At 66.0% G+C, this 5,129-nt stretch carries 7 protein-coding genes; 6 read left to right on the plus strand and 1 reads right to left on the minus strand.

All coding sequences use genetic code 11. The annotated features are described in order from the left end of the window. From AC1DJT_RS34370 to AC1DJT_RS34395, 6 genes are all read left to right on the plus strand, one after another. The coding region (locus AC1DJT_RS34370; protein WP_476835835.1) for a pyridoxal-phosphate dependent enzyme at positions 1 to 1,015 on the plus strand (1,015 nt) is incomplete at its 5' end. 69 nt (positions 1,016 to 1,084) lie between these two features. Continuing rightward, positions 1,085 to 1,558 (plus strand): RDD family protein, encoded by a 474-nt coding sequence (locus AC1DJT_RS34375; protein ID WP_476835836.1) that lies wholly within the window; start codon positions 1,085 to 1,087, stop codon positions 1,556 to 1,558. A gap of 76 nt (positions 1,559 to 1,634) precedes the next feature. Next, positions 1,635 to 2,390 (plus strand): arginyltransferase, encoded by a 756-nt coding sequence (locus AC1DJT_RS34380; RefSeq protein ID WP_476835837.1) that lies wholly within the window; start codon positions 1,635 to 1,637, stop codon positions 2,388 to 2,390. Positions 2,391 to 2,510: 120 nt separating this feature from the next. Continuing rightward, positions 2,511 to 3,161, plus strand: a complete 651-nt coding sequence (locus AC1DJT_RS34385; RefSeq protein ID WP_441488709.1) for an RraA family protein — start codon at positions 2,511 to 2,513, stop codon at positions 3,159 to 3,161. Positions 3,162 to 3,227: 66 nt separating this feature from the next. Further along, positions 3,228 to 3,545 (plus strand): UxaA family hydrolase, encoded by a 318-nt coding sequence (locus AC1DJT_RS34390; protein WP_441504758.1) that lies wholly within the window; start codon positions 3,228 to 3,230, stop codon positions 3,543 to 3,545. Next, complete coding sequence (locus AC1DJT_RS34395) at positions 3,542 to 4,741, plus strand: UxaA family hydrolase (RefSeq protein WP_441504759.1); 1,200 nt, start codon at positions 3,542 to 3,544, stop codon at positions 4,739 to 4,741. Before AC1DJT_RS34390 ends, AC1DJT_RS34395 begins: the two co-directional genes overlap by 4 nt. A gap of 169 nt (positions 4,742 to 4,910) precedes the next feature. Here the strand turns inward: AC1DJT_RS34395 and AC1DJT_RS34400 are convergent. Then, the coding region (locus AC1DJT_RS34400; protein ID WP_476835838.1) for a universal stress protein at positions 4,911 to 5,129 on the minus strand (219 nt) is incomplete at its 5' end.

Consider the following 5,129-nt stretch of genomic DNA (forward strand, 5'->3'; position numbering starts at 1 on the left):
CGCCATGTCCGCCGGCAACCATGCACAGGCCGTCRCCTATCACGCGCKCCGCTTCGGCATTCCGGCGACCATCGTGATGCCGGAGACGACGCCGCTGGTGAAGGTCGAGAACACAAGGGCCCATGGCGCCCGCGTCGTGCTCTATGGCGAAACGCTCTACGAATCGGCCGTGCGCGCCCGCGAGCTGGCGCAGGCCGAGACCCTGGTCTTCGTGCATCCCTATGACGATGCCGCCGTGATGGCGGGCCAGGGCACGATCGCGCGCGAAATGCTGGCCGATGCGCCCGATCTCGACGTGCTGATCATCCCGCTCGGCGGCGGCGGGCTGATGGCCGGCAACGCGATTGCGGCCAAGGCCCTGAAGCCGGAGATCGAGCTGATCGGCGTCGAGGCCGAGCTCTATCCCTCCTTCTACAACGCCGTGAATGCCGAGGACCGGCCGATCGGTGGCGCGACCCTGGCCGAAGGCATCGCGGTGAAGACGGTCGGCGAACTGACCTTGCCGATCGTCTCCAGCCTGGTCTCCGATATCGTCCTTGTCGGCGAGGACCTGATCGAGCGCGCGGTCAATGCCTATGCCAGCCTGCAGCATTCGCTGGCCGAGGGCGCCGGCGCCGCGGGGCTCGCCGCAATGCTGAAGGAGCCGGAGCGCTATCGCGGMAAAAAGGTCGGCCTCGTGCTCTGCGGCGGCAATATCGACACGAGGCTGCTCGCCGCGATCATGGTGCGCGAGCTGGAGCGCGAGGACCGCATCGCCGCCTTCCGCCTCACCGCCAGCGACCGGCCGGGCCTGCTCGGCAAGGTCGCGAGCCTGCTCGGCGACCACGGCGCCAACATCCTCGAGGTCAGCCATGGCAGGCTCTTCCTCGACGTGCCGGCCAAGGGCGTGACGCTCGACGTCACCGTCGAGACGCGCGGCGAGAGCCATACGCGCGCCATCGAGGAGGCGCTGCGGGCCAATGGCTTCCAGCCGCGCCGTATCTTTCCGCGTGGCCTTGCGGAACAAGACCGCTGATCAAACATTATGGCGGCGGAGCGCACCACCACCGGATGCGCCCCCCGGAACAAAGGATCTCGACCTTCGATGAGCGAACGCAGCTATCAGCAACCCGCGATCACGCCGATCGAGCAGCGCCCGCTGCAGAATGTCAGCGGCGTGCTGGGGTCGCGCCTGTTCGCCTGGATCGGCGACATCATCGCCCTGTTCATTCTGGGCTGGCTCGTGGTCGCGCTCCTGATCTTCCTCGGCCTCGTCACCTTCGGCGCGACCTGGCTGCTCCTGCCGATCGCGACGGTGGCGACTGCGCTCGGCTATGCGGCGCTKACCATCGGCGGCCGGAAACAGGCGACCTGGGGYATGCGCATGGCGGGCCTCAGGGTCGAGACCGTCAATGGCGGCCGTCCCGACGGGCTCGCAGCCGCCGTCCACGCCCTGCTGTTCTATGTCGCGGCAGGCACGGTCGCGCTCTKGGTGCTCGATATTCTCTGCGGTTTGGTGCGCGATGACCGCAGGCTCGGCCACGACATCCTGACGGGACTGGTCGTCGTTCGCGCCTGATCGTCATCGCAACTCTTGTTGCCGGCTGCGCTGCTGCTACACTCGTGGTTCAGGTCGTTTCCGGAGCGATACGAACGTGACGCGCCCGTTGCGGGATGCCCCGCAATTCTATCTGACGTCACCGACCTCCTGCCCGTATCTGCCCGGGCGGGAGGAACGCAAGGTGTTCACCCACCTTGTCGGCGGGCGAGCGCGCGACCTCAACGACGTGCTCTCGCAAGGCGGCTTCCGGCGCTCGCAGAGCATCGCCTATCGGCCCGCCTGCGAGACCTGCCGCTCCTGCGTCTCCGTCCGCGTCTGCGTCGACGACTTCCGGCCGTCGCGCGGTTTCCGGCGCGTGCTCGCGCGCAATTGCGACCTGATCGGCGAGGAGCTGCCGCCGGAGCCGCGCTCCGAGCACTACTCGCTGTTCCGCAGCTATCTCGACGAACGCCATCCCGATGGCGGCATGGCCTCGATGTCGGCCCTCGATTTCGCGATGATGATCGAGGACACGCATGTCGAGACCAACCTGATCGAGTACCGCCGGCGCGGCCCCGATAGCGGCTTCACCGGGCGCGGCGTCGGCGATCTTTTTGCCATGGCCCTGACCGACCGCCTGAATGACGGGCTTTCCATGGTCTATTCCGTGTTCGACCCGATGCTGGAGCAGYGCTCGCTCGGCACCTTCATGGTGCTCGACCATATCGAGCGGGCCCGCAAGCTCGGCCTGCCCTATGTCTATCTCGGCTATTGGGTCGATGGCTCGCCCAAGATGGCCTACAAGGCCCGCTTCCTGCCGCAGGAGCGCCTCTCGCCCCAGGGCTGGGAACGGGTCGACTCGAACACCTAAACCGTTTGAAACGCATCGTCGAGGCGCGAAAAACGCGCTTGCGGCCCCTGCTCCCGGCCGGCACCTTGGCCGCAATGGCAGCGCGTCCCGGCGCGACGAAGCCCTGATACGGAGGAAGCCTTGAGCGATCAACTGACCGAGCGGCTGGAACGCTGCTATACCGGCATCATCCACGATGTCATGCGCGCGATGGGGCTGAAGGAGTTCACGCTCCCGTCCGATCTGAGGCCCCTCCTGCCCGGCCAGAAGCTCGCCGGCCCGGCCTTCACCGTCGAGGGCAAGACCGATCCGGATTTCGACGCGCATGAAACCCTGCTCGGCTGGACCGGCCTGCTCTCGCGCGCCAARCCCGGCCATGTCTGGGTCTGCCAGCCCAATACCGACGAGGTCGCGCTGATGGGCGAGCTTTCGGCCGAGACGCTCAAGAACAAGGGCGTGCGCGGCTGCGTCATCGACGGCCTGTCGCGCGATACCGAGTTCATGGTCGACATGGGCTTCCAGGCCTATTTCCGCGCCTATACGCCACGCGACATCGTCGGATTCTGGATGCCGAAGACGATCGACGAGCCGATCAAGATCGGCTCGGTCTGGATCCGGCCCGGCGACTACATCCTCGGCGACCGCGACGGCATCGTGCGCATTCCCGTCGAAGTGATCGAGGAGGTGCTCGAGAAGGCGGAGACGGCGATCTCGGCCGAGAACAAGGTCCGCACCGCGATCCTCGCCGGCACGGACCCGCAGGAAGCCTATCTCCAGTTCGGCAAGTTCTGATCGCTTGCGGCCTGCCTGCCCGGTCGCGCGGACTGACGCGGCCGGCTCCTCCAAGGAGTTAAGCCCATGGCTCAGCACGATCCCCGGCTCATCCTGCTCGATCCGCGCGACAACGTCTTTGTCGCGCGGATGAGGCTCGCCGCCGGCGAGACCGTGGAAACCGGCGCGGGCCCGGCCGTGCTCGACCGTGATATCGCGCTCGCCCACAAGGTCGCGCGAAAGCCGATCGTCACCGGCGAAAAAATCCTGAAATACGGGGCGCCGATCGGCGTGGCGACCGAAGCGATCGCGCCCGGCCAGCATGTCCATGTTCAGAACATGAAGAGCGACTACACCCCGACCTATCATCTCGAAGACGAGCGCAAGGCGGGAGCCGTCCAATGAACGACATGCGCGGCTATCTCCGGTCCGACGGGCGCAAGGGCATCCGCAACACAATCGCCGTCGCCTATCTCGTCGAATGCGCGCATCACGTCGCGCGCGAGATCGCCCTGCCCTGGCGCGAGAACGGCGTCCATGTCATCGGCTTTCCCGGCTGCTATCCCAATGGCTATGCCGAGAAGATGATGGAGCGGCTCTGCACCCACCCCAATGTCGGGGCCGTGCTGCTGATCTCGCTCGGCTGCGAGAGTTTCAACAAATATGCGCTCGAGCGGGTCGTGCGCGCCTCGGGCCGGCCGGTGAAGACCATCATCATCCAGGGCACGGGCGGCACGCGCAGCTCGATCAAGGAAGGGCGCGCCTGGATCGAGGCCGAGCGCGCGCATCTCGACGAGCAGGAGACCGTGCCGATGGCGCTCAGTGAGCTCGTCGTCGGCACCGTCTGCGGCGGCTCGGACGGCACCTCGGGCATCACCGGGAACCCTGCGGCGGGGCGCGCCTTCGACCTGCTGATTTCCGAGGGTGCCGCATGCATCTTCGAGGAAACCGGCGAGCTGATCGGCTGCGAACACATCATGGCGGCGCGCGCCGTGACACCGGAACTCGGCGAGGAGCTGGAGAAATCGGTCGCCAAGGCGGCCCGCTACTACGCGACGCTCGGCTATGGCTCCTTCGCCGCCGGCAATGCCGAGGGCGGATTGTCGACGATCGAGGAGAAGTCGATGGGCGCCTATGCCAAATCCGGGGCCTCGCCGATCTCGGGCCTGATCAAGCCCGGCGACATCCCGCCCCATGGCGGGCTCTATTTGCTCGATGTCGTGCCCGATGGCGAGGTGCGGTTCGGCTTCCCCAACATCAACGACAATGCCGAGATCGCGGAGCTGATCGCCTGCGGCGCCCATTGCGTGCTGTTCGTCACCGGCCGCGGCTCGGTCGTCGGCTCGGCKATCTCGCCGGTGGTCAAGATCTGCGCGAACCCGGAAACCTATCGCCGGATGGCCGACGACATGGATGTCGATGCCGGGCGGATCCTCGAGGGCCGCGCTGGGCTCGACGAGGTCGGCCGCGAAATCCGCGACCTCGTCATCTCCTTGGCCAAGGGCGGGAGCACCAAATCGGAGGAGCTCGGCCACCAGGAGTTCATCCTGACCTATAAGAGTTTCGAACCGCTCGGCCCGGCTTGCCTGCCAGCGGCGTGACGAGGGAGCGTGGGCGGTTCGTGCCCGATGGGGCACCATGGCACTGCCTAAGCTGCCGAAAGGGTTTAAACCGCTGATATAGTGTATGTTTCTTAGCGTATACTGTTACACATCGACCCCGAAAGAGCTCCAAAACCGCCGAAAACGGGGCAACGTCAGGGAGGATCGACTACCGGATCACCAGAACAGGGATAGTCGTACTTGCCAGCACCTCCAACGTCTGGCTCCCAAGCACGACCCTCTGCACGCCACGCCGGGCATGAGTAGACATCACGACGAGATCACAGCCGTTGAGCTTGGCCAATCGCACGATTGCCGCAGCTTGAGAAACATCGGCCTCGTGTTCCAGAGTTACCGTGACGCCCTGTTCGGAAGCGCTTTGCTCAAT

The organism is Allobosea sp. 05T422_2 (genome assembly GCF_056396265.1).

What these genes read in the sequence shown, in the direction of transcription:
- AC1DJT_RS34390 (WP_441504758.1), top strand. Translation starts at nt 3,228, where the DNA reads ATGGCTCAGCACGATCCCCGGCTCATCCTGCTCGATCCGCGCGACAAC.